The sequence below is a fragment of the Bradyrhizobium sp. JYMT SZCCT0428 genome (assembly GCF_018131075.1).
Taxonomy (GTDB): Bacteria; Pseudomonadota; Alphaproteobacteria; order Rhizobiales; family Xanthobacteraceae; genus Bradyrhizobium.
In genome coordinates, this window is record NZ_JAFCLS010000011.1 from 39,299 (window position 1) to 64,179 (window position 24,881).

Consider the following 24,881-nt stretch of genomic DNA (forward strand, 5'->3'; position numbering starts at 1 on the left):
CACCAGGTTTTGTCACTTAGACGAAAAGCGATCAGCTCGATGTTATGGAGTGTGCTCGAGCATGGGAGCACAACGCTGATATCGTTTCTTTCCTTGATCGTCTTTGCCAAATTTCTGGAGCCTCGAGATTTCGGTGCCTACGCGATTGCATTTTCGGTCATCGAGATAATCGGAATTCTTCCAAGTAACTTCTTCTACGAGGCGCTTGTTCGACTAGACAAGGCCCGCGACGAGCACTTCAATGCTGCGTTTACGATATCGATGCTGCTGGGAATCCTTGCCTTCGGATTCCTGTGGCTGATACTTCCATTTCTGGCGTCGCTGGTGAACGAACCGCGCATCTCCGAGCTCGGAAAGGTGCTTGGTGTCGCGCTGCTGATAACCGGACCCATTAGCATTTTTACGGCTCGTCAGAGCCGCGAGTTTGGTTTTCGCGTGCTTGCGCAGCGTACCCTCATTGGGCGCCTTGCGGGCGCCGCACTGGGAATCCTGGCGGCTTTTTACCACTTGGGAGTTTGGGCTCTCGTCATCCAGTATTTGTCGATGGTTGTGCTGGGTTCGACGGCGCTCGTCCTGTTCAGTTCGTGGTGGCCACGACTGACGACCAAATGGCGTGCTGCAGCCGATCTGTTGCACTACGGCTTTGGATCCGTTGTCGCTCTGTCCGCGACCTTCATAACGAAGCGGGCGTTTGGGTTCTACGTCGGGGTGTTCCTCGGTATCGAGCAGGCGGGGTTTTTGAACCTCGCCTTTAGAATCTTCGATACTGTTTGGGCCATCTCTGCGGCTGCGATTTCGGAGGTAATGCTCCCCTTCATGGCTCGGCTGCAAGGCGACCGTGAGAAACTACTCAGGGCGTATTGTCTGACGCTGGTTGCGGGATGCCTGCTTTTATACCCCGCTTTCGCAGGCTTGGGCATCGTTGCGCCGGAAGTCATTCAGCTGATGTTTGGAGACAAGTGGATACACGCGGCACAACCCAGCCTTTGGCTCGGGTTGCTGATCTTCGTGCAGGCCCCCCGGATTTTTCAATCATCCCTGCTCAAGATATCCGGAAACATCGACACTGTCCGCTCGGTCAATCTTACGGCACTGACCGTCATGATTGTCGGAATCGCGGCGACCAAGCTGCCAAGCGTGACGCTGGCGCTGGTGCTGTGGGCTGTAACCGAGACCGTCAATTTCGTGCTTCTCAGCTTTTTCGTGCAAAGGAAACTGCACTATCCCATACTGAAACAGCTTCGGCTAATACTGGTGCCGTTGTTGGCATCCTGCGCCATGGTTGGGGCTGTTGCACTTGGGCGGGCGTACCTGCCGCCGAGCCATGCCTTGCTTCAACTGTTCTATTTGTGCGGGATCGGCGCCGTCACCTATATCGGCTTGATTTTGCTTTTCGGCCGGCGTTCGCTGGTCAACGTTGTTCACGGATTGCGAACGCCCAAGGCACCCTAGAAAGGCACCCTAGATTCGATTGCTCAATCGAAATCCTTCTCGGACGATACTCGCTTCCAATCTCTCAACGAGCTATTGATGTCGTGCTTGAAGACGAAGCCGTTCTCCAGAAGCCGCTTCGGTATGATGTTGGTGGAATGCCAGAGCTTCTTGATCCGCGCACGATTGATGCCGGTGTTTATGCCGAATTTTTGCATTACTTCGAATGGCAAGGCGGCCAAATTCATCAGCCAGGTCGGGCAGGTTATTCGCGGAATCTTATATCCCGCGGCCGCGCAGAATGCGCTGCATATTTCGCTGATCGTATAGCGCTCATTGTAGCAAAAATTGTAGGTCAGCACGCCTGTATTGCGAGCACGCATGAAGATCAGCGATTCCACCAGGTCTTTTACGTAGCCGCACGACTTAACCGTGTCTCGTCGCCCGGGATAGATAAAGGCGCCGCGCGCCAGCAAACGGGACAATCTCGTAAAGTTGCCTCGCTCCATCAGGCCGTACATGACGGCAGGGCGAACAATCGTTAGCCGTCGCGCCTCGGGTTGTTCCGACTGCCAGAGTTTGTGAATTTCCTCCGCTGCCAATTTCGACCGACCATACGCACTGGTCGGGGCGAGTTCGGAGTCCTCGTCCAGGGGACGCTCACTTGGTCCATAGGTCGATATAGAACTGGTGAAAACGATGGAATTACTGCCGGTGACGCTTGCAAACCGGCAGACCTGCACGGCACCCCGGATGTTGGTATCGAAGTATTCCCAATCTGGATGACCAGGTGTAACGTGAACGGCCGCCAGGTTGAACAGGTCTGAAGGAGTCGAATTTGCGAGACTCGCCGGAATCTCGCGTCGGACATCTGCCGTGACATAGTCGACGCCATCGACCTTGAATCGGGGCGGGCCGATGTCGGCACATATCACTTTCGTATACTGCCCAGACTCCACCAACGATTTTATGAGATGCGAACCGATAAAGCCGGCGCCGCCAAACACGATAGCTTGTTTTGTAGCCATTCATCGATCGTCTGTTAGAGAAAATACCAACATCGTCAATCGAGCCTTTCAGACGCTCGATTGCTCTTGCCATACGACTTGACCTTGCAAAAAAACAGCCAACCGCCGCATGATCCGCGGGAGGGGAACCAGACCGCAGAATCGATGCAGTTAAGCGAATTAAACAAGATTAATAGTCGTGGCCGACAAGTAAGGGTAAAATATGAAACTTAGAAAGGCGGTCCCATGACGAAAGCCACTATTTTGAACAGTATCTCTGCTGGGTCGGGGCCTATATCCGTAGTCACCTTGGCCGTATTTATCTTGTCACTGTTGAGCCCGCAAGTACGCGCACAGACATCGGCATTCGGAAGGACCTCCCCACCGATCTACGGCGGAACGGCAGGACTGCCGCTTCCGCCTGCTAATCCCTTCTCGACCAGCAAAGGCGGCTCCGGAGGCAGCCACACGACATCCAGCGGGCAAGCATGCATAAAACTTCATCCGACCGTGGCGCCGCAGCGCGGCAACCCGAAAATCGTCAACCACGACGTATTGGTCGTGAACGCCTGTGGCCAGACGATCAAGGTTGTAGTTTGCTATTATCAAACCTCGAATTGCATTAATGTTAGCGTTGGCGGGTATCAGAAGCTGGAAAGAACGCTCGGGATCGCCCCAGCCAGCATGGCGAATTTCCGCTACGAGTATCGCGAGATACTTTGATCCGCCATTGCTTGAGCAACTCATGCCGGAGGCTGGGACCTTGCAAAACATGCCGGCTGGTTCCGCGCGACGCGGGCTCGGGCGCAACGGGGATTGGGTACGCCGCCGGGTACGCTTCGCCGTGGCATCCGCGCTGTATTTCGCAATATTCGTCAGCTGTTCAGCGCAGAGCTATTCCGCCTCGAAATCGACGGCACCGGCCGCCGTCAGCTTTTTTCTGGATGGCCCGGTTACTCCAGCGGAAATTGGCGCGTTGACATCGCTTAACCGGGGATACTTCAGCGAAGCAAACCTGAAGGTCCATATCGTCGAAGGAACGATGCATGGCCAGGCAACAGCGCGCGTTGCCAGCACCCCCAGGGCCATTGGCGTCGCCAACGTATTCGATTTCCTCAAGGCCAGGGCTGCCGGGCAACGTCTCATAGCTTTCGCTTCGGCCTCCGCTCGCAGCCCGATCGTTTTTTACGCGCGACGCGATTCCCACGTCAAATCGATTGCGGACTTCGCCGAAAAAGTCGTCGCCTATGATGCCGGACATCCGACTTCAATCGTGTTCGATGCGCTTTTGGCCAGGAACGGTTTTTCCAAATCGAAGATCAGGGAGGTCGCAGGGCAGCGGACCGTTTCCGCGCTGATTGAGCGAAAGATCGACATACTTCCCGGAAGAATCGGCGAGGAATCTCGTCTGCTCGATCAAATGGGACAGCCTTTTGACCAGATCAATCCGGATGCCTTTGGGCTGCACCTTTCCGGCAGCGTCTATTTCACACACGAAGACACCCTGAAGCATGAGCCTGACATTGTCCGTCACTTCCTATGGGCCGTTATCCGGGGCTGGGACACGGCATATCAGAAAAACACCGAAGACTTGCAAGCGATTTCCGCGGCGCTACAGATAGCCGACTTCGATGCGATCCGGTTACTGTTGGACCGGTTGCGACCACTGCTCCGTCCTTCCGGAACCAGGTTTGCCGAACTTGATTCAAACAAACTGAATACGGCCTTGTCGATCCTCGTTCAGCAGCGGCTGATCAACAATGTGCCGCGGTTGGCTGAGGCCATAAATTTTGATGTTACGAAGGAGGTCTATCGATCCGATCCACGAAGGCCCTTGGCCAATTGATCTAGTTCCATGGTCGACGCTCGATTGGCGCGAGTCCGGGAATATCGAGATATCGTCCTTCGGCGCGCAAATACTTCGAGAACTCATATTTCCGGGTTTCCGAAACGGGCGCCAGGGCAGGAACGAGTATTTCACGCCTTGACCAGCCGGGACCTGAGAGATTTGCAGCCGCCTGTGCGTGAAAGCCCGATGAAACCAGCGAAGCGAATTCCGTAACCACCCGGGCAGCGACGTCCGACGGCAGCTGATCATAGATGGCTAAAGAGAAGCCGTTGCGTTTTACCGAGATCCAGCCCTCGTTCGGACCCAGAAGATATGACATGCGAAGATATTGAAGAGCTTTCTCGTTCAGTCCGTTTTCCGTTGCTTCCAGCCAGTACAGAATGAACCAGAGGAAAGGCTGCGTTGGACCGCAGCCAAGCGCACGCCGGATCGCTTCGCGAAGCGATCGCGTCCGTTCCGAAATAAGCTGACGGTCGACGCTCGCCGTTGCCAGCTCGAACAGTCTCAAATGAACAATTGCTTCTGCGCTGGCCAGCGAAGCTTGGCAGCTATCCAACGTCGGAGCCGGTGGAAGGATGCCTTCTAGCAACTTAACGTCAAAGGATTGGCCGGACAGCACCCGCGGCGCCATGCGGGTGACATTGTAGCTCTTGACGAGAAGCGGCATGACCGACCAGCTCCATGCTAGGCCCGCCACCGCAGGGACAGCAACCAGAGCGCTAATTGCTACTCGGATGAATATAATATCCCGCGCCAAGTCCGAACGACCGTCAATGATACCCATACTGCTTGTAATAACGGTTGTAATGGTAATCGCCCTCTGCCCTGCCGTAGCGGGTCATTCTCTTGAGATCGACCTTATTCAGCACCGCACCAAGAAGTTTGTGCTGAAAAACAGGCATCTCGCTGATCGCTCGCTGGACAACATCCGTTTTGGTGCGACCCCACTCAATGACGAGTATGTAACTATCGACGAGCTTACCCGTCCCACGCACGTCTACAATCGGGGCGATCGGCGATAGATCGAGCACAATCCTGTCGTACGTTCCGCGCAGCTTCTGAAACAGTTGCTCCATAGCTTCCGACAGAAGGATGTCGCTGGTATGCGCCAGTCGCGCTTCGATCGCCGTCGGCAGGAAATGCAGCCCGGTTGACGGATCGCTCCAAACAACCTCTTCAAGGGTTGCGGTGCCCAGCAGGACTTCCAGCAGGCCTCTGTTGGCAGACGGAGCAAGCTGCCGCGTTAACGATGGATTTCTAAGATCCCCGTCCACCAGGAGCGTCCGCACGCCGCTCTTTGCCATCACCGCTGCAAACGCTGAGCTCGTGGTCGTCTTCCCCTCATTGGGCAGCGTTGAAGTTATCCCGATCACCTTGCTCGACGTATCCAGCGAGCCGAGTTCCAACGCCATCCGGATCGATCGCATGGCTTCGGCCGCCCTGGAAAACGGCGAAGCGATTACAAAATCCATGACCCCGGGTTCGGAAGAAAAGACTCGCGAGGGAAGACCTGTCCGGGTCTGGCTCGCAGGGCTTGCAGCGATCCGACGTGTCCGGTCGTTGCTGCCGAGATTTCCCGACAGCTTCTTGAGGAACGTGGAAACCGTCGTGAGGTGCCCACTACCGGATACATCGCCGGATCCCCGCAGTTGCCCCGCCAGTTCCGCGGAATCCACCTTGGGCACGATCGCGATACAGGGGACTTCCAGTTCGGATTCGATCTGTTCGCTGGTCCGGAAAACGCGATCTGAAAGGTCCCGAATCGTAGCCAAGCCGAAAGCCACAATGGTTCCGCCAAACAAACAAATCAAAGCCACCATGCTCGTCTTCGGCGCGCTTTTGCCCAGGGCTGGCGACGCCTGAGTGATGACGCGCGCCTCGGTCATCGGGAAAGACTGCTGCTGAACCGATACCATGTAAAGCTGCAGAAAATTGTCGGCGAGGGCCCGCGAGCTTTGCGCGTTGCTCTCCAGGTCGCGCAATATGATCTGGGCCTGGTTTGTCTGATTGGTCTGACTGATCGTCGTGCCGAGGCTTGCCTCGACAGATTGCTGCCTTGATTTCGCGATTTCCAGGTCGCTCTTGTAGGATTCGGCGATCCGGCGCAGCTCATCGGAGATTGACCTGCGAATTTCCTTCATCTGATTTTGCAGATTTATCACCGCGAGATGCTGCGCGCCGTATTTCTGAGACCAGTTTGATTCGCGCGCAGCGAGATCGAGGTATTGGGTACGCAGCCTGTTAATGACATCGTTTCGAAGGGTGTCGGTAACAGTCGCGATATCGTTGACCAGCGCATCTTCCTTGCTGTTGCGAAGAATGTCGTTGATGCGGTCAAAACGCGCCTGAGCCTCGGCCGTGGTTGCGCGGGCGATCGTCAACGAGCTGTTGACCTCGGACAATTGCTGCTCGTTGAGAAGGCGGCCGCCGGCATCGACAATATTGTTCTTGGCCTTGAAGTCGACCACCGCGCGGTCCGCAGCGGACGCCTGAGCGCGAAGTTCACTCAGCCGATCCTGCAGCCACGTTGCCGCCCTGCGTGAGGCCTGATACTTCGATTCCAAAGAATCAACGATATAAGCTTCTGCGACCGCGTTTGCGATCTGGGCCGCCAGTGCCGGGTCTTCCGATTGATACGTAATCTCGATGACGTAGCTGAGCAGCCGGCGCTTGATCGTGAGCATGCTCTGAAATCGATACAGGGCAGCCCTGGTAAGCATAAAATCAGACGGCGCATCACCGTCGTCAAACGAGAATATGTCCAGGATCGCCGACATCAATCCGCCGCCACCGACAAATTCCTTTTTCTCCTTGAGACGCAAATCCTTGACGACCGCGAGTGCGATGCTCTCGGACCTCATGATTTCAACCTGGCTGTCGACCATCGCAGAATCAACCGGGGCCTCTACCCCCATTGGATTTTGCTGCTGAAGCATTTGGGTCTTGCGGCTATCAATGACCATCTCGGCCATGCTTGAATAGCGCTTGGGCGTCGTCAAAATATAGACGCCGCCCAATGCGCAGGACAGCAACACAACAATAACAATCAGGTAGAACTGGCGCTGGAAAACCTTCGTTACCCAAGAAAGGGTTTCTTGGATAGAATCGGATTCCCGCCCTTCCGTAGCTTGACTCTGGAATGGCTTCGATCTTTGCAGCATGGTGTTCCGCTGGTTCTCTATAGTGCCAGGTAGGCCCGTTGAAGAAAGCTCTTTACGGGCTCACGCTCGTCGTCGCCGTCCCGATGCTTGAGGCTGATGACGTGCCTCCCCCCGTAAAGAAATTCGTCGAAATATTCGACGTGCCGCTGGAAGTGAATGGCGTGAATCCCGTGCCCGTACCGGTTGATCCCACGACAAAGCCGGTTGAACCTCCGGACGACCCGCCTGACACGCCGCCGCCGCCAGCCACACTGCGGATCGGTTGGTTACCCGTAACGGCAGCGTAGGCGTTCTTGGCGTTATCCGAAGTAGAACTAGCTAACTGTGTCTGAATATCGGCGGCGAATGCCGGATCCGGCCGAAGGCACAAGGCCGCGGCCTGCCCTAGGCCGGTACCGATCGCGGTCTGCTGAGCCGGGTTGGCGTTTGCAATCAGCGCGATGATCTGGGGCAACGTTGCCGGATTGGATGCAACCAGATCCCGTACATAAGAGATCATCTCGGCGCCGCCTTGGGCATTCTTCGGCTCCTGGAGAAGCTGATTTGAACTACCCAGGAAATCAGTGACAGCCTGGGCCGGCAATTGCTGATCAGGCGCGTAACACGCCGCAGAAGCCGAAAGGCCGCTCCCGCACAAAAGCACCAATCCCAAAGTTAAAGTAGATGCGCATCGCAAAATCATCAACGTCTCCTGGACAAAAAAATGTTGCTCATTCTTCGAATTTTACTGATAAATCAATTAAATAGAAACCTTTTTCTGCAGAAGGGTTAATTCGTGTGAACTCTCTTTTTCGTGATTTTCTTCGTGATTTTCCGACAAAAGCGGTCTGAGTAGCCTGACCTCACTCATGGCAAAGCATTGGGCTAGTCCGATGCCGACAAGAGAAAAAACCACAATTGCGAATCCAGGAATTTGCCACGAGAAATCGATCATTGAGTGAGCCGTGGCAAGTAGTGCGGCAAGGAGGCCCGCTGCCGGGTAGATTTTGCCGAGATGCCGAGTTCGGACGCCGACAATCAGCGCGCAAATGATCGTGACGAAGGCACAACATACGAGCATCGCGAAAGGAAGCCCTTGTTCGGCGGCGATTTCCAATGGCGTACTGTGCGCTCTGTCCCAAACCCCGAAGGCGGAAATGTCGCCTGGCCGGTAACCGGGAAAGATCCAGGCAAAGGTTCCGAGTCCAGTCCCAAGCCAGGGATGGTCAGCGATCATTCGCAAGACCGCACGATAGACCGAGAGCCTGGCTGCGTCGGTTAACCCTTCGAAACCGATCCGAGCGTTGACGCCGCTACCCACGGTCTCCAGCACGATTACACCCCCCAAGCCCAGCGCCGCAATCAACGTCAGCAAGGTCTTGCCGCCGCTGTTCTTTTTCCGCAACGCGAAAACACAGACCCCGGCCGCAGCCAGGATGAACAAGAGCGATCCGGCCCGCGACCCCGTCATGAAGACCGCCGACATCAGCACAACGAACAATACAAGGCTAAGCACCGCGCGACGCGGCATGTCGTGGAGCAGCAGTGAGGAAAGATGGGTGTGGGCCGAGGCCCGCAGCGAGGGTCCGAAAATGTCCTTGAAGAACAGCAGCAGCCAAACGATGCCGCAGATCCCAAAATATAGCGCCGCCGTGTTGCGGTTAATGAAAGTTCCGGTCAGGACCGTCCGGTAAGCAAGTTTCTCCCGCCAAAGCAGCACGGTTGGATCCCAGATGAAGCTGGAGATCGCGTAGATCGCGTAGATCGCCCCAGACCAGGCAAACACGCGCAGAACGGCCTTCGCATAGGCGCGGTTGTCTCCTAGGAGAAACCCGCTGAGCAAGGACAGGAAAGCCGCCATCTGGGCACCGGCGGCAAAGAGCGGCTGATTGCGAACAACGGTAACGTACTGCGGCAGCGGAACGCCCAGAAGTTCCGACGCCTGGGGCCAGATCGGATCGGAGAGCCCCTTGGCAAACCACGGATAGACGCTGGTTTGTTCGTGAAGAACCAGTCCCCACGCAAGCGCCACGATCGTTGCAAGAAGAAGGAATATCCATTGCGGGCGGGTAAACTTGGATGGAATCGCAAGTACCGCGGCCACGCCAAGCAGCCCTACCCAGAAGGCAATCGTTAGCTCATCAACAGAGCCAAATGGCAATGGAGCCAAAGCCACAACAACACACAAGAGGCACGAGGCAATTCGAACCCGAATCGCGTTCATCTAAGCCGCTAGTTTGCAATTCGCGAGTTTATTCTCAATATCTGGACATTGTTCGCCGCGACTGTCGTATCGTTTGCGGTGGCAATGATCACGCGCACATATTGCATGAACTTCGCGCTATCGACGGTTGCGGCATTCGCAGCAAAAAGCACGTCCTTGTCCCGCATCTGAAACTGGTTGGCGAGGAAATAGCCGGCAGGATCGCGGAAATCTGCGTTGTAGATGACAGGTACGGTCGGCCCCACAAACTTGGAGCAGTCGACGCCAAGCCGCTCGGCCAGTTCTCGCGGTTCGCGGCGGTAAACGTAGACGCCAGAAGGCTCGGCCTGGGAATCCAAAAGCCCCCCGGCCTTGGCCATCGCCTGCGCCATCGTGATCTTCCACATATCAAACGTGAATTGTCCCTGCTGTCCGGACGCACCAAACGCCAGGAAGACCTGCGGCTCGCGGTAAACGTAGATCGTGTCGCCGGGGTGAACCCAGACGTTGTTGGCCGGCTGATAGACCAGGGCACCGAACGGTACCGTAGCGCGCTTGCCGCCGCGCTCCAGCGTTACCCATGTCTCGTATCCCTGCCCTTTAGGACCGCCTGCCCGAGTAATTGAGTCCAAAACATGCTCGCCTGCGGAGAGCGCTTGCAGCCGGGTCGGAGTATTAACCTCACCCAGCACCGTGATGAGCGAGGTGTTCTGGGTTGCAAGCGATACGACCACCTGCGGTTCGATCGCGCGGTTTCCGATCGCCTTGACGATTTCCTGCTGGACCTCGGCCGGGGTACGGCCCGCGGCCTGGATCGCGCCGGCATAGGGAACGGTAATCTTGCCGTCCGTATCCACGTTTTGATTTGGAAGCGCGACAAAATTACCAGGGCGAACGCCGGCTTCTGCCGGAATAAACAAACCGCCGGCAGCCGCCTCGAAGATCGTGACGGCGATCACGTCGCCGATGCCAAACTTGATCTTCGGCGGCACCCTGTTGTCCGGAAACGACGCAGCGAGCGCTCCGGGGCCATATTCGGCCAGGATATTGGTTATGGTAGGATTGAGCTTCACCAAACCAAATTCCGGACCCGACCTTGTTATCTCGCTCTTGATAACGTGATCTTCCGGCCCGGACATCGGCATGATCGCACATCCCGCCGAACTAAGCAGGATTGTCGATAACAAAACCGGCAGTAAAAAGCCCCTACACACACAAGTACCCCAACGATTGCGGGCTGACGATGGCGTCAAAAACCCAATCGAGTCAACGCGATTCAAAAACCAAGAGGACAATAACGGGTGCCTGTTGCTTTGTGGTCACAGCCCATGAGTGACGGCTTATACGGGGCAACAAACATGCTCATTTGAGCCATTTGATAGTCAATATGCGTTACGCTGCCGCGTAAGTTCCAGGCAAGTCAGCGCCAAAATCTTCAGATCGAGCGCCGGGTTCCAGTTGTTGATATACCAAAGGTCACAATCGATCCTTCCCTTCATCTGTTCCACCCGCGCAGTCTCCCCTCTGAAACCTTTGACTTGGGCCCAGCCGGTGATCCCGGGTTTAACATGATGCCGGAAGGCATATTCCGACAGTAAATCCCCGTAGTGATCATCATGGACAAGCGCGTGTGGCCGGGGGCCAACCAGCGACATATCGCCGAACAGAACGTTCAATAGTTGCGGCACTTCGTCGATGCTCGAACGACGCAGCACCCCCCCGACTTTCGTCACCCGCGGGTCAAGGCGCTTGGCCTGTACAACCGCTGCACCGTCCTCCATCACACTCATGGTTCTGAACTTGAATATCGAAAACTGCTTGGCGTTAAATCCATTGCGCCGTTGACGGAAAAACACCGGACCAGGCGAATCGATCTTGATGGCGATCGCGGTCAACAGCATCAGCGGCGCGAGGACGATCAGGCCCACCGAAGCGCCGACAATATCGAAGGCTCGTTTCGCCGCTTGCTCCGCCCGCGACAACGGTCCACGCTGAATTTCAATCGAGAGCGATTTGCGAAGTCGAAATGACGGATTCTCCGCCAATGAACGAATCCGCCGGTCCGGAAGAAGCTGGACGGAAAGCGGCGAAACTCGCAGGTGATCACGGACCAGCTCGAGCTTGCGCGTATCGCTCCATGGGAACGCCAGCACGATCTCGTCGACGCCTCGATCACGGCCCGCGTTTAGGGCTCGCTCCAGCGAGGAAGACTCGTCCGCATTCATGGCGAACCCGCTGTTCTTGTCGTTGGAAAAGACGATTCGCTCGACTTCGGTCAAGCCAAACCGCTCAAGCAGATCTTCCCGGCCAAGCGCGGCGAGTTCATCACGCGTGCCCAAGACAATCGCGCGCCTGCCCTGCACCTGACCGTCCGCCACCACATTCGCGACCAGTCGTTTCGAAAATCGGCGGCCGACCAACAACAGCAGGAGAGCCAGCGAGGCGAAACACACGATCGAACCGCGCGAGAACACAGCGCCGCTCTTCATCAAGAATGCCAGAAGCGTCAGCAACAGGCTGACAAAAGTCCACTGCGCAACGATGCGACCAACATCCCGCTTTCGCTTCGCAATTGTGGCATCAAGTTCGTAGAACCCGCTTGATTGACCGACCAGGACGTAAAGCACGGCTGCTATAAATCCAGCACCCAACAATTGCTCGGCGTTCCGGAACTCCCCATTTGCGATGACTTGGTAAAGACCGCCACCCAACACGCTTGCAGCGATTATCAAAACCGCGTCGAAGCAAGCCATCGAGTACAGGAGCGCGGAATAGGGAATCTTGACCTTTGGTCCAGAACCGGGAAACCGCTGGGACCGGTCCGCTGCTTCCACCTGAACTGACGTTTGAGTTCCGGTACCGGCGTGATCCAAAACAGGCCGGCCGAGCGCGGCCTGCTCTGGTGAACCGGGCGAGACTGAGTGTGAACTCCGAGGGATCAAGATCGCCTCCAAAATACGTACGAGTAACTGGAAACTTAATTAATATCTGCCGCATTGCAACAAAATTGCGCGATGCAGCACATAAACTTTTAATGACAAGTTTTAATGAAACGTTGCTTGCCAAAATATCAGGCAGCAAGTCAACCGAGAGGATCGACCTTGCGAGTTAAATATTGGTTAGTCTTAAGTTCCGCGATGATCGTGCAACTGAGCGTCGTTCCTTTGGTGTTGGCGCAGACGCCGCATGACTCACTCCCGCCGCACTCTGCCGGGCACGCAATACAAGGCTGCATTCCCGGTACGACCGCTGAGGAGCGTCAACGATGTGACGAGGCCGTATCGAATCAATTGAAGTCTTCAAGCAAGGTTGCTGTTCTCGACGGCGAATGGAGGTTGGTGAAGACCACGGATCCCGGCAGCACCAGCGAGACTGTTTCGGCGATGCGGACCGTCGATACCGCAAGATCGGATGTCAACCTCGCGGGATTGAGCCTGAGATGCGCTCCGGGCGGCATGCAGGTCGTTCTGATCCTACTTTCCTCCTTCCCCCGCGCCAGTCAGCCTCGAGTGACCCTCACCGCCGGAGCAAGCCGACACGAATTCGACGCGGCTGTCGCTCCAGGTGGAGGGGCCCTGTTGCTCCCCCAAGCCGCCGCTAGCCTGGCGACCGGAGCCTGGCAAAACGCATCTGAACTCTCGATAGAAATCGCGACGAATTCCAATCCGATCCGAGGAATAGTTCCGATCGCCGGGCTGTCCTCCGCGCTGCGGTCCCTCACTGCAAATTGCGCGGCTAAATAGTCGCTAACAGGCGAGCGGCTTCACGGTTTTTTAGGAATCCCGGTGAAATGGTGGCTTTTCGGAGATTAACATGGTTCCGGTTGCCATCCTCTTGTTCCTTACCGGCGCGGTCCTGTCGTGGGGTTTTCGCGTCTGGATTCTGGTGCCAGCAACGCTCTTGGTGATCGTCACGACGGCGATTTTTGAGCTTTGGCTGGGTTCAGGCTTTTTGAGGGCGCTCGGATTTGGCTTCCTCATCGGGATGGCGCCGCAATCGGGCTACGCTTTCGGCCTGCTCGTGCGAAACATACTTGCTTCATCGCGGTCTCCATTGGCGCATCGATCCTCCCGCGATGCGTCAGTTGCGATGCTCTACAAGCAGAACTCCTCCGATCAATCTCGCTAACTCATGGAATGGTCCGCCCGATTACGTTTCGGTCGACCCGGTCGGTTTGCCAGAGATGGTTTGGCGTTGCGCTGGCCATGTGCGATAGTACGCAGCGGCTGAACCGAAATTTTTGGTCAGGTCGCTGCCTCTCATTGCCCAAAGTTTTCAGACTTGTCGTTTGCCCCCCGCCTCCTCATCCTGCTGCTCGCTGCGACACCCGTCTTGGCGATTGCCAATGACGTAGTCGCGGGGCATGCTGTTTCTCTCGCGGCGGCCGTCATATTGGCCGTGGCGGCAATGGCGCCGCAGAGCGAGATCAAGCCGGCAATGCGATTGCTGGCACAATTTTCATTGGCGATTCTATTCCCGATATTTTGGATGATCCTGCAAATCATCCCGCTTCCATTCTCGTCACTGGCAAATCCAATCTGGTCGACAGCCTCCAGCGCGCTGAACGAGCCGTCGATGCCGGTTCGCATCAGCCTCGACCCAGGAGCAACGTTTCGCAGTCTTTTCCTTTACTTGACGATTTTGTCGCTGACCGTTGCGATGGTCATCGTTGGAAGGGATCGGCGAAACGCGGAAACGATCTTTTTAGTTTTGGCCACGGTGACGACATTTATGTCGCTCGAAATGTTGCTTAGTCGGCTAGAATCGTTCGCCGGCATGATGCCGGCTTCCTCTGTAAATTTTATCGCAATTGCTGCACTTGGCACGCTTATAAACTTCGCTGTCGTCATCATGGCAATTGAGCGGCACCTGACTCGGCGCAATTCAGAAGCTTCGTATCGTGCGTCGCTGCTATTCGGGCTTGCCCTCGGCTTGATCGGGCTTGCGGTCTGTCTGTCGGCGATGAAGGTCTTCGCGCCGGGCAACGTCTTCGCAGCAACGGCGGTCGGATTTTCTGCGATAATCTTCGTTGCCGTAGCTCGCCGCATCGAACTCGGAGCGTGGATTTCGGTGCTTCTGTTTGCAGCTTTTTCAGGCGTCGCGGCTACTCTTATCGTACCGCGTTTTGAGTACGGACCCTCCGCGGGGATCGCGAGATTTGCAACGTCAGCTACTGCGGAGTCCCTCGCAATGGCGAAGCGCGCTGGTTCCGATTTGCCGTGGCTGGGCAACGGCGTAGGAACATTCAAGTCGCTGACGCAAATCTATCGGGACTTCGGTAGCGCTCTGGTTCCTGAACCACCGTCTACCGCCGTTGCGGTTGCCACCGAATGGGGACAGCCAGCGCTGGTCGTGCTGGCAGGACTAACTATCCTGCTTATTGTTGCGCTTCTTCTGGGCGCCGTAAGGCGAGGCCGGGATTCCTTCTTTCCTTCGGCTGCAGCCGCAGGCGTGCTTGTGATCCTCGGTGAAGCCTTTTGCGATTCAAGCCTTCTGAATCCGACGGTTCAGATTATCGTCGCGATCCTGATCGGACTGGGGGTTTCGCAAAGTGTGGGCCGAACGCCATGGTCGGATGACCAGATTACACACTCCGGCCACCGATCGTAGCCCAGAGCTTCGTGCTGTTCGGCGACTGAATTCGAACCCAGCGGTAGGGAGCACGGGACCAAGGTTTAATCTGGGGGGTCAAATTATCCAGGACTAAATCTCCGGTCTTGGTGCGCACAACGAGCACGAGATGGTGCTCTCCCGAGTTGGTTACCACCTCACTCAACAGGAGTGCGCGTGCCGGCCAGCCCCGCTCCATCAGCTCATGACGTTTTGTAACGGCGTAATCGTTGCAATCTCCGCGATCCGGGCCGATCAGCCAGGTTTCGCCGGCAAGGCCTCGTTCGTTGCGCTCCGGAATGATATCTTGGTTAACGTTTCGATTGACCTCTTTGAGGGCAGCCCATCGCTCTGCCGTCAACCGAACCGGCCCGCCACGAAACATCGGCCGTGAACGGCATTCATCCTGGTAACGCACGCAAAACTGGCTGTATGCCATTGGCGGGAGCGTTGGCGTTTCGAATCTGATGTACTGGAGAGCCGATTTGAGGCCCATCGGCATTCCCACCATTGCCGCACTGGCGGACTCAAACCCCACGAATATCCCCGCGACTGCCACCGCAGCGAAAGTTAGATTCTTGAACATGTCTTGACTCCCCACATCTCTGTGGGGAGGAAGCTAGACGCAACGATTTGAAATTCTGCGCCGTTTGGTCCCCCAAATAGAATCAAAGACTTCTAATATCCTGATGAAATCATTTACTATGCTGTTGTCGGAAAAGAGTTGCGCACCGTGCGACCCGTACCGCGAATGCTAAAGACAGGCAGATGCTGAGATTGTCGCGATCGACAGGCGAAATTCGCAAGCCGAGGCTCCCGGACGGGATACGCATCTACGCCATCAGCGATATTCATGGCTGCGCCGATTTGCTGCAGCAAATGTTCACCGTCATAGATAGAGACCTCATGACGATTGGCTCCAGGCGAGCCATTCATGTTTTCCTCGGCGACTATATTGATCGAGGCCCAGACTCCTGCCGAACGGTGGATCTGCTCGTCGAACGGAGCCAAAAGTACGAATCGGTTTTCCTGAAGGGAAACCATGAGTCGTTTCTGTTCGACGTCTTAAGAAATCCGACCCAGCTTCGGGATTGGAAACAATATGGCGGCCTCCAGACTTTGACTTCCTACGGATTGCGCCCGTCGCTCAATCCCGATCCAGCCGAGCAAACAGAACTCATAAAGCAGCTCGCCATGGCCATCCCCGCAGACCAGCGAAAATTCTTTAACAGTCTGCGGCTGTGGTTCGTGTGTGGAGACTTTTTCTTCGTTCACGCCGGCGTCAAACCGGGGGTAGCATTGAAAAACCAGCAGGAGCAGGATCTGCTTTGGATCCGGGAAGAGTTTCTGTCCAGCGAAGAGCAATTTGGAAAGTATATCGTTCACGGGCATACTCCCGTCCGCGAACCGGACATTCGCCTAAATCGCATCAATATCGATACCGGTGCTTATGCCACTGGCAATCTCACACTGTTGACTATCCAAGGGGATAGCTTACTCGCCCTGTGACGTTACCGCGGACGCCTGAGGCTTCGATGCACTCCTTGACCACCTTCCGAATCATTTTAGTGACGTTGGCACTGACGGTCGGACTCCACGCTCTGACCTCCACATTGGCAGAATGGGAAGCCTTGGATCGACCAGTGTTCCCGTCTGATCCTGCCAAAATTATTGCTCCTACGGCGAGCGAGGTGCCTAGATGGTTGCAAGTCGTGTCGCCTTTCCGATCCGACATCGAGAGCAATCATGCCTTGATCGCCGCATTTCAAGCTATTCAAGCAGGTAAGGTAGGACCCGCGAACGAGCGACTGAACGATCTCACGCGGGAAAGGGTGAGAAAAGTGCTGTCGATAGCGCCCTACAGTTCGGAATTGTGGCTGGCTCTGGCACTTCTACAGGCGCAGCGCGATCCTCGGGATTCGACGTTCTCCGAAGCTTTGAAGATGTCCTACTTTCTTGCGCCTAACGAAGCCCAATTAATGCCGGTCCGGCTCGACACGGCGACGCTCTTCCACGCCCTCGCCGATCCGGACATCAAGGAGCTCGCGCGCGGCGATGTTCGCCTCATGCTAACCCGTCAGGCGGAGTTGAGGACCGCAGTAACCTCGGCCTACCGGCGCGCGTCAAGCCGCGGCAAGGCATTCTTGGAAGAAGCCGTTCGCTCGATCGACCCATCGTTTGTCGCTATGCTGCGCGGCTAAATTCGATTTGACACACGACCGCGGGTCGGTTCTTGACCGTCATGAACGGCGCGCAGGGGGTCCTTCCGACACTGTTGCCCGCGCTGCCTCGAACGTCTAATATAATTGGAAATCAGGGGACCTACAGCCATGTTGCGACCGTTTCTCGGCCTTATTGCTATTGCCTCGGGCGTGATGATTTCGGCAATGCCTGCGCTTGCCGCGGACTACGCAGTCTCTCCTCGACGGGTGAGCCATGCGAGCCCTGTCCTGCATATCGATCGTGGACCAAACCCCTATTGTGGCCCGCGATGCGGTTGCCCGGAAGTGGTACGTGTCCGGCATCGCTCGCTTGTCCAGTACTACCCTTCCGGCTTTGATCCCCGGACGAGAGACGAGCCCCATTATGCCTATGGCGCCAACCGCACCTACGTCCGTTACGTAAATCCGCGGGATCCGGAGCGCGTTTTTCAGTATTGAACGGCTCCTACGTGCACCTTGGTGCTGAGGTGAACTATCCCCAAGGCGAGATATGCGAATAACGATGGTGGGGACAGGTTACGTCGGCCTAGTCTCCGGAGCCTGCTTTGCGGATTTTGGACACCAAGTCACCTGCGTTGACAAGAGTACGGAGAAAATCGCCGCCCTTCAGCGCGGGGAGATCCCGATCTTCGAGCCGGATCTCGATCGCTTGGTGGAAACCAACGCCCGAGCGGGAAGATTGACGTTCTCCACTGAACTCGCCGAACCCGTATCCAATTCGGACGCCATTTTCATTGCTGTCGGAACCCCCTCGAGGCGCGGTGACGGTCATGCCGACTTGAATTACGTGTACGCTGCCGCACGCGAAATCGCCGGCTCTCTCAAGGGCTTCACCGTCGTCATCACGAAATCGACGGTCCCGGTTGGCACCGGCGACGAGGTGGAAAGGCTTATTCGGGAAACGGATGCTTCGGCTGATGTTGCGGTCGCCTCCAATCCCGAATTCTTGCGGGAGGGCGCCGCGATCCGCGACTTCAAACATCCTGATCGCATTGTGGCCGGCACGGACGATGAACGTGCCCGCAAGGTTATTTCTGAAATCTACCGGCCGCTCTACCTCAATCAGGCGCCGGTCATGTTCACGAGCAGGCGTACTGCCGAACTCATCAAGTATGCAGCCAATGCCTTTCTCGCGACAAAAATCACTTTCATCAATGAGATCGCCGACCTTTCGGAAAAGGTTGGCGCTAACGTGCAGGAAGTTGCGCGCGGTATCGGTCTGGACAATCGTATCGGTTCAAAATTCCTCCACGCCGGACCCGGCTTTGGCGGATCGTGCTTTCCCAAAGATACCCGCGCATTGATCAAAACCGCGCAGGATTTCGAAGCGCCGATCCGGATCGTTGAAGCCGTGCAGGCCGTCAACGACAACCGCAAACGTGCCATGGCCCGCAAGGTTGCGGCCGTATTCGGCGGGAATCTGCGCGGCAAGACCATCGGCATCCTCGGCCTGACCTTCAAGCCTAACACCGATGATATGCGCGAATCGCCCTCGATCCCCTTGATCACGGCCCTTCAGGATCTTGGCGCGACCATCAAGGCCTACGACCCGGAAGGCATGAAGCAGGCACGCTCCGAACTATCCGACGTCACCTATTGCGATGGGCCCTACAGCTGCGCAGAAGGCGCGGATGCGATCGTGATCGTGACAGAATGGGAACAGTTCCGGGCGCTGGATCTCCCGCGCCTGAAACGCGAGATGGCCTGTCCGGTCATCGTTGATTTGCGCAACATTTATCGGCCGGAGGAAGTGGCCGCGCACGGCTTCCGATATGAAAGCGTTGGACGGGCTTCGCAAAACGCCACCGGCGTCTAATTCGGCTGCTTCGCCAGGCTCTATCTGGTTGAATGCGACCCGATGATGCCTTGACACAATCCTAGAACGAAGGCGCCTTGCCGTTGAATCCCTTCAAACCGAGGGGATAAGATGGCGGCATGACGCAGCCGCTTACCTTCACCCTAGCATTCATCATGCTAACACTGCTCTCAACGAGCTGTCCGGCACAGGAAAGCCCCGAGGGCGACATCTCGCAGATGAGCCGGGAGCAGTGGCGCGCGCATATCAAGAACTTCCGCGAGCGATCCGAGATGATTCGGCGCGAACGCAGGTCCTTGATACCGCAACCGCCCACGCCCGAAGAATTGGCTGAAGCGGCATCAAGACGGGCTCTCGAGGACGACAGTCTGAGACCAGGCGACGTCGTATCGACCAACAAGGGACTTTTTAGGTATCAGGGCCCACTTGATAGAGAGCGCAGGCCCGAGGACTTCGTGCGGATTCGATAACTCGAGGCATTTGCGAATCGCAGGATTAAGGGCCCGTACCAGCAGCCGATTTCAGCACTCTTGCGGATAGGATGCCGAAACGGGGCGTACCGAATCAATTGCTCGCTTTGTCGGCGAAATGCTGCTATGCACAATTCATGGTTAAGCAAATTTCAGCGCTTTTATTGAGTCTCGCCATTTCCGCTGGGAGCAGTATTGCTGCGCTCGCAGCGTCCGAACCATGCAACGATTGTAAAGCGTCCCCTGAACTTACGATTCGAGAACAGATCAAGGCGGATCGCGCGCGGGAGGCAGACCGGGTGGCGAGAGAGACTTCCGACAGACCATGGGACGGCAAGGATCTCGGGGGAGTAAAGCGCGCCAACGATTCCGGCGCTGTTCGCTAGTTGGGCGATTAAACATCAGTTAAGCGGCAATCAGGTAGGCTTATCCGGTGTAGCCGGAGCCGCGCCGATGTTCGCCATTCAACTGGTTTCGATCGCTTTTTTAGCCGCGGCGGCGTTCACCTTCGTTTCCTACATTCTGATCAATAATCTGTTGATCGAATGGAATGACGAATTTTGAAGCGCAGACAGCATGGATGCGGGGCTCAGTTGCTCGATGCCGGCGTCTTGTAGTCCGGAAACCTGGTCAGCACCGCCGCCTTCACGAACTTAAAGTGAGCGATCTCGGAAGTCAGTTCTGTGAGCCGGCGCTGCCCGTTCATGATTTCAGCGTCGAAAAGGTCTTGGTGATGGCCGTCTCGCACATCGCGATCGAGATATTCGTCAGTTCCGTTTCCAATCGTCACCGAGGCGCGGGCCAACACGTCTTCCACCCGACGGCTCAAGCCTGATTGTTCACTCTCGGCCGACCGCAGCGCGCTTTCGATCGCTGCCACGATTGATCCGACGCGCAATCGATCCGCCTCGGCATCGCGTTCGGGCGAACGTGCCTTGAACTCTTCCACGCCGAGACGGGCCCTCGCAAAACTGGGCAGCCGCGCCCGCAAAAACAGCTGAAACATGGATCTATTCCGGGTTCAAACCAATATCACTGGGGACAGAATATAACGTCGCTCAGTGATGGTTAACAAAATCTGAAACTTCATGGCGGTCGGCCTGGATTTTCGTCTTCCATTCCATCCAAGCGCTGTCATGCTTGCTGTAGAGTTCGAACCACCGCTTTTCCCGCGCGGTGGTCGGAACTCCGTTTTCATACAAGGTCGCAGGCGTGCCCAAATCGTCGACGGCCGGCTGATTGTCGAGTGTTTCAAACTCAAAGGTCTCTTCGACGGTGAGGCCGATCAGAACGCGATGACCATTGCCATCAACGAAATATCGTCGCGGTGAATGATCCCGGGGGCTAGTCATTGCGCAAGACCCGATTTGCGATCCACGGACCCGAAAGGCGGTCGAGGCGTCGGCCATATGCCCAGAAAAAGGCCGGCACCCCAACCAGAAATGAGAGCAAAACCAACAGCCATGCCATATCTCGTCCTGCAGTTCAATTGCTGGAAACCAGAACCAACATCGGTCACTTACCACGCGCATTTCACGAAGCAATCTGCGCGTCGACTTAACCCTAACCTGATCGCCACCAGCCGCGGTTAGTAGTCATCCGCGCCGCGCAAGCCCTTGGCTATTCTCTCATTCTCATCGAGATAATAACTGTGCAGCCTGCCCAAAATTAGTACCAACGCGACCAGCAAAACGGCGACTAGAAAGTAGTTCAAGACCCAACCCCCATTACACGGCACCAAGCCGGCCTCACCAAGCTTCAGAAAGCAATTGGCGTGCCTACGACCGCGGAGGCGGAACTGGCGGATGACCTCGTCCCCGGCCTTCAACCTCCAGATCAGGAAGCCTCCGCCAGAGCGCGCGCGATATCATCCGCTCCCGTCCATCCACGCTTACGACGAAGCCGTCGCCCTGCATACGGACAAAGGATGCAGGGCGGCCATCCAGAATTTTTGCCAGCAGGACCTCAGCCACAGCGTTTCCTCTCATCGAGCGCACGAACTATTGGCCGACGGTTAGAACGCTCGGCGGGCGTGCCCAAGCGCGCGCCCCTGCGATCTGGGTTCGTACGCCGCGTATTTCAGGTAGCGGGCGCGGCGCCGGCGCGACCGCCAGGCACGCGCTCCATATCCGGCAAGGAAGCCCGCGAAAAATATTAGCGACAAGATCAGCACAGCAGTCATGGCAGTCGGTCCATCTATCCCCGACCGCATCTTCATTCCCAAGTTGTGACGACATCATGATTCTAGGCGCCAAAAGAACCATCATTCAAAGAATTTATTGTGCAGGACGATGCCAACAAAATGATCAATCTCAAATCCGTCGAACACATCCTTTGCTTCACGAGAAGCACCAAAGCAAAAATTTCCAGAAGATCGAGATCAATAGATAAACCCACCCCACCATTGCCAACAGCGTCAGCCCCAGATAGGCGCTAGAAAAACCTCGCTCCTTCACTTTGGTCAAAAGAAAAACTTTTCCCGGTCTGTGGAGCATTTGAGCGTTCGGCTGATGAAGTTGCTGATGAACAAATTTATCGGACAAACTCGACAATTTTGTGCCGCGATTGAACGATGCGATCGTTCTTTGAAAACTTATGAGTCGAGATCTCGACCCGCTGTATATGGAGTTGCTCAAACCAACAACCATCCCTTGCATTTAACCTAACCGAGCACGGTTAACGTGCGACGCGTCGCGAAGTATGATGCTGACGTTGCGACCGATCCCGGCAATGAAAATTTCACGAGCTATTTTTGAATGACGAATCAAATTTCTGGATGCTGAGAATTGAGTCGAAGCATGACGCATCGAACGCGACTCTCACTGCGCGCATGTCGGGCACGCCAGCCGGGGCGAATATATTGATCGAACGGTCCATGACCCGTTTGAGGTACACCCCGGAGCAGCGGCAACAGGATGAGTAGTTTCGGAAGACAAGAATTCCGCGGACTGTCCGACGCCAACGGGCCGCCGGCACGAAGTTGATCAGCCGCCTCATCGGCGCCCCCAAAGAAAAACCCTTCCAGGTCGATGACCTGGAAGGGCTAACTTGGTTGCGGGGATAGGATTTGAACCTATGACCTTCAGGTTATGAGCCTGACGAGCTACCGGGCTGCTCCACCCCGCGTTAAACCGTTGCGCGCCTTCCAGAAAATCGGACCCGAAGCGAACGCGGCCAACGCTTTTGGGCGTCGATCGATCCCGTCCAGAGGCTTCCTGAGAAGGCAACCCGGGCAATGCCCCTGGGTGCGAGGGGTATGTATCAACGCAAGCCTGCTTTGGAAAGGCCCATGGTGCGGTTTTTGAGGTTTTTGTGACGCCAAAAACGGCACGAAACGGCCTCGGGAGGCCGCCCTTGCCATCAAAGGCGCAAAAGCGGAACTTTGACGCAACAAAAGTCCACAAAAACATCATTATCGGGGGCGGCGCGTGACAGACACATTCGATTTCGTGGTGGTGGGGGGCGGCTCCGGCGGCTGCACGGTGGCGGGACGGCTTTCGGAGGAGTCACAGACGTCGGTGGCGCTGCTGGATGCCGGCGGCAAGAACGACAATTGGGTGGTCACCACGCCGTTCGCGCTGGCGCTGATGGTGACCGGCACCATCAACAATTGGGCCTTCAACACCGTGCCGCAGGCCGGCCTCAACGGCCGCATCGGCTATCAGCCGCGCGGCAAGGGGCTCGGCGGCTCGTCCGCCATCAACGCCATGGTCTATATCCGCGGCCACCGCAGCGACTACGACCAATGGGCCTCGCTCGGCAATGCAGGCTGGTCGTTCTCCGATGTGCTGCCTTTTTTCAAGCGCGCGGAAAACAACGCCGATTTCGACGGCGAATATCACGGCAAGGACGGGCCGCTTGCCGTCAACAAACTGCGCACCGAAAATCCGGTGCAGCAGATCTTCCTGCAGGCGGCGCAGGAAGGCCAATTCCGGATCCGCGAGGATTTCAACGCCGACGACCATGAAGGCCTCGGCATCTACCAGGTGACGCAGAAGAACGGCGAACGCTGGAGCGCGGCGCGCGCCTACATCCATCCGCATATGAATAGCCGCGCCAATCTGCGCGTCGAGACCACCGCGCAAGCCACGCGCATCCTGTTCGAGGGCAAGCGCGCGGTCGGCGTCGAATACCGCCAGGGCAAGGAGTTGAAACAGCTCCGCGCCCGGCGCGAGGTGATCGTCGCCTCCGGCGCGTTCCAGACCCCGCAGCTGCTGATGCTCTCCGGCGTCGGCGACAGCACCGCGCTCGGCAAGCACGGCATCGCAAGCGTGCATCATTTGCCCGGCGTTGGACAGAATCTGCAGGACCATCCTGACTTCGTGTTCGGCTACCTGTCCGACAATCCGAATTTTAACGGCCTTTCGCTGAAGGCCCTGCCGCGGCTGCTCCGGGGTATCAGGCAGTACCGGCGCGAGCGCCGCGGGCCGATGACATCGAATTTCGCTGAATGCGGCGGCTTCCTGAAAACCCGGCCTGATCTGGACGTGCCCGACGTGCAATTGCATTTCGGCATGGCGCTGACCGACGATCACGGCCGCAAGCGCCACAAGGGCACCGGCTTCTCGCTCCATGTCTGCCAGCTGCGGCCGAAGAGCCGCGGCCATGTCGCGCTCGGCAGCGCCGATCCTTTTGCGCCGCCGTTGATCGATCCGAATTTCCTCGGCCACCCCGACGACCTCGAAACCATGGTCGGCGGTTACAAAATCACAAAACGGTTGCTGGACACGCCGGCGCTGCGCGCGCTGCAGAAACAGGACATGTTCACCGCTGATGTGCGCACCGACGACGACATCCGCAAGCTGCTGCGGGAGCGCGTCGACACCGTCTATCACCCGGTCGGCACCGCCAAGATGGGCGTCGGCGATCCCTTGGCGGTGGTCGATCCCAAGCTGAAAGTGTACGGCATGGAAGGCCTGCGTATCGTCGATGCTTCCGTGATGCCGACCCTGATCGGCGGCAACACCAATGCGCCGACGATCATGATCGGTGAGAAGGCGGCCGACATGATCAAGGCCGAGATGCGGGCGGGGTGATGGGCTGTCGTCGTCATGCGCAAGGGGTCCAGTGCGCCGCGACCAACCAAACTATCCGTCGTCCCGGCGCACGCCGGGACCCATACCGCGTGATCTG

19 protein-coding genes and 1 tRNA gene are annotated in these 24,881 nt (G+C 56.7%); 9 read left to right on the top strand and 11 right to left on the bottom strand.

The window, feature by feature from the left end; translation table 11 throughout:
* Nucleotides 1–39: 39 nt before the first annotated feature.
* A complete protein-coding gene (locus JQ575_RS13210) occupies nt 40–1,452 on the top strand; it encodes an oligosaccharide flippase family protein (RefSeq protein ID WP_283842612.1) in 1,413 nt (470 codons plus the stop codon).
* Nucleotides 1,453–1,475: 23 nt separating this feature from the next.
* Here JQ575_RS13210 and JQ575_RS13215 read toward each other — a convergent pair whose 3' ends face one another.
* Nucleotides 1,476–2,459, bottom strand: coding sequence for an NAD-dependent epimerase/dehydratase family protein (locus tag JQ575_RS13215; RefSeq protein WP_212033631.1), 984 nt, complete (start codon nt 2,457–2,459; stop codon nt 1,476–1,478).
* A 225-nt stretch (nt 2,460–2,684) separates the two neighbouring features.
* Here JQ575_RS13215 and JQ575_RS13220 point away from each other — a divergent pair, with 225 nt between their 5' ends.
* Together JQ575_RS13220 and JQ575_RS13225 are read left to right on the top strand one after the other, a co-directional pair.
* Complete coding sequence (locus JQ575_RS13220) at nt 2,685–3,161, top strand: hypothetical protein (RefSeq protein WP_212033632.1); 477 nt, start codon at nt 2,685–2,687, stop codon at nt 3,159–3,161.
* Nucleotides 3,162–3,168: 7 nt separating this feature from the next.
* Entirely contained in the window at nt 3,169–4,284 is a 1,116-nt protein-coding gene (locus tag JQ575_RS13225) for an ABC transporter substrate-binding protein (RefSeq protein ID WP_212033633.1), read from the top strand.
* A gap of 1 nt (nt 4,285) precedes the next feature.
* Here JQ575_RS13225 and JQ575_RS13230 read toward each other — a convergent pair whose 3' ends face one another.
* The 6 genes from JQ575_RS13230 to JQ575_RS13255 all read right to left on the bottom strand — a co-directional run bounded on the left by JQ575_RS13230 (nt 4,286) and on the right by JQ575_RS13255 (nt 12,572).
* Nucleotides 4,286–4,954: a hypothetical protein gene (locus JQ575_RS13230; protein ID WP_212033634.1), complete on the bottom strand. Its 669-nt coding sequence runs from the start codon at nt 4,952–4,954 to the stop codon at nt 4,286–4,288.
* A gap of 103 nt (nt 4,955–5,057) precedes the next feature.
* Nucleotides 5,058–7,448: a polysaccharide biosynthesis tyrosine autokinase gene (locus JQ575_RS13235; RefSeq protein ID WP_212033635.1), complete on the bottom strand. Its 2,391-nt coding sequence runs from the start codon at nt 7,446–7,448 to the stop codon at nt 5,058–5,060.
* Between the two features lie 52 nt (nt 7,449–7,500).
* The gene (locus JQ575_RS13240) at nt 7,501–8,130 is read right to left on the bottom strand and encodes a hypothetical protein (protein ID WP_212033636.1); all 630 of its coding nucleotides are present in this window, start codon (nt 8,128–8,130) and stop codon (nt 7,501–7,503) included.
* A gap of 57 nt (nt 8,131–8,187) precedes the next feature.
* Nucleotides 8,188–9,651, bottom strand: coding sequence for an O-antigen ligase (locus JQ575_RS13245; protein ID WP_212033637.1), 1,464 nt, complete (start codon nt 9,649–9,651; stop codon nt 8,188–8,190).
* 8 nt (nt 9,652–9,659) lie between these two features.
* Complete coding sequence (locus JQ575_RS13250; RefSeq protein WP_249166637.1) at nt 9,660–10,775, bottom strand: polysaccharide biosynthesis/export family protein; 1,116 nt, start codon at nt 10,773–10,775, stop codon at nt 9,660–9,662.
* Nucleotides 10,776–11,012: 237 nt separating this feature from the next.
* The gene (locus tag JQ575_RS13255; RefSeq protein ID WP_212033638.1) at nt 11,013–12,572 is read right to left on the bottom strand and encodes an undecaprenyl-phosphate glucose phosphotransferase; all 1,560 of its coding nucleotides are present in this window, start codon (nt 12,570–12,572) and stop codon (nt 11,013–11,015) included.
* 871 nt (nt 12,573–13,443) lie between these two features.
* Between JQ575_RS13255 and JQ575_RS13260 the strand changes: the two genes are divergently transcribed.
* Both JQ575_RS13260 and JQ575_RS13265 read left to right on the top strand, forming a co-directional pair.
* On the top strand, nt 13,444–13,758 hold the full coding sequence (locus JQ575_RS13260; RefSeq protein WP_212033639.1) for a hypothetical protein: 315 nt from the start codon (nt 13,444–13,446) through the stop codon (nt 13,756–13,758).
* A 204-nt stretch (nt 13,759–13,962) separates the two neighbouring features.
* The gene (locus tag JQ575_RS13265) at nt 13,963–15,240 is read left to right on the top strand and encodes an O-antigen ligase (protein ID WP_212033640.1); all 1,278 of its coding nucleotides are present in this window, start codon (nt 13,963–13,965) and stop codon (nt 15,238–15,240) included.
* Here the strand turns inward: JQ575_RS13265 and JQ575_RS13270 are convergent.
* Nucleotides 15,215–15,826 carry a transglutaminase-like cysteine peptidase gene (locus JQ575_RS13270; protein ID WP_212033641.1) on the bottom strand — a complete coding sequence of 204 codons (612 nt, stop codon included), beginning with the start codon at nt 15,824–15,826 and terminating at the stop codon, nt 15,215–15,217. The genes JQ575_RS13265 and JQ575_RS13270 overlap by 26 nt on opposite strands.
* Nucleotides 15,827–16,008: 182 nt before the next feature.
* On the opposite strand from JQ575_RS13270, the gene JQ575_RS13275 reads away from it, so the two are divergent.
* From JQ575_RS13275 to JQ575_RS13285, 3 genes are all read left to right on the top strand, one after another.
* Entirely contained in the window at nt 16,009–16,749 is a 741-nt protein-coding gene (locus tag JQ575_RS13275) for a metallophosphoesterase family protein (RefSeq protein ID WP_212033642.1), read from the top strand.
* Between the two features lie 35 nt (nt 16,750–16,784).
* A complete protein-coding gene (locus JQ575_RS13280) occupies nt 16,785–17,441 on the top strand; it encodes a hypothetical protein (RefSeq protein ID WP_212033643.1) in 657 nt (218 codons plus the stop codon).
* Nucleotides 17,442–17,952: 511 nt separating this feature from the next.
* Nucleotides 17,953–19,278: a UDP-glucose/GDP-mannose dehydrogenase family protein gene (locus JQ575_RS13285; protein ID WP_212033644.1), complete on the top strand. Its 1,326-nt coding sequence runs from the start codon at nt 17,953–17,955 to the stop codon at nt 19,276–19,278.
* A gap of 1,059 nt (nt 19,279–20,337) precedes the next feature.
* Here the strand turns inward: JQ575_RS13285 and JQ575_RS13290 are convergent.
* The 3 genes from JQ575_RS13290 to JQ575_RS13300 form a co-directional block, all read right to left on the bottom strand.
* Nucleotides 20,338–20,754 (bottom strand): hypothetical protein, encoded by a 417-nt coding sequence (locus JQ575_RS13290; RefSeq protein WP_212033645.1) that lies wholly within the window; start codon nt 20,752–20,754, stop codon nt 20,338–20,340.
* Between the two features lie 52 nt (nt 20,755–20,806).
* Nucleotides 20,807–21,100 (bottom strand): hypothetical protein, encoded by a 294-nt coding sequence (locus tag JQ575_RS13295; RefSeq protein WP_212033646.1) that lies wholly within the window; start codon nt 21,098–21,100, stop codon nt 20,807–20,809.
* A gap of 1,697 nt (nt 21,101–22,797) precedes the next feature.
* Nucleotides 22,798–22,874, bottom strand: a tRNA-Met gene (locus JQ575_RS13300).
* Between the two features lie 302 nt (nt 22,875–23,176).
* Between JQ575_RS13300 and JQ575_RS13305 the strand changes: the two genes are divergently transcribed.
* Nucleotides 23,177–24,784 (top strand): GMC family oxidoreductase N-terminal domain-containing protein, encoded by a 1,608-nt coding sequence (locus JQ575_RS13305; protein ID WP_212033647.1) that lies wholly within the window; start codon nt 23,177–23,179, stop codon nt 24,782–24,784.
* Nucleotides 24,785–24,881: the final 97 nt, after the last annotated feature.